This is a genomic window from Winogradskyella ouciana (assembly GCF_009709615.1).
In the GTDB taxonomy this organism is placed as follows: Bacteria; Bacteroidota; Bacteroidia; order Flavobacteriales; family Flavobacteriaceae; genus Winogradskyella; species Winogradskyella ouciana.
Genome location: NZ_WJYA01000079.1, coordinates 1 through 276, shown reverse-complemented (window position 1 = coordinate 276; position 276 = coordinate 1). Strand labels below are relative to the sequence as shown.

The following is a 276-nucleotide window of genomic DNA, read 5'->3' as shown; positions in this document are numbered from 1 at the left end:
TCCAAGTATTATCCATCCATCATTCAAACGTATTCCTGAAGTGGAAAATTTAGTATATGCGGCAAAGCAGAGCGGCGTTGCTCATATCATTTTCATAGGTTATTACGCAGATCAGCATAATAATCCATTCCATATGAGTCCTTATTTTGGTTATGCAGCACGTCTATTGGCAACAAGTGGCATTGACTATACGTATGTAAGAATGGCAATGTACATGGATCCACTTAAACCATATTTACCAGAATTGATGAATATGCATAAACTGATTTATCCAGC

The 276-nt window shown here is 37.0% G+C and carries 1 protein-coding gene; it reads left to right on the top strand.

What is annotated here, in order from left to right; all coding sequences use genetic code 11:
• A partial coding sequence (locus tag F1003_RS18645) for an NAD(P)H-binding protein (RefSeq protein WP_235898414.1) occupies positions 1 to 276 on the top strand: 276 nt, incomplete at both ends.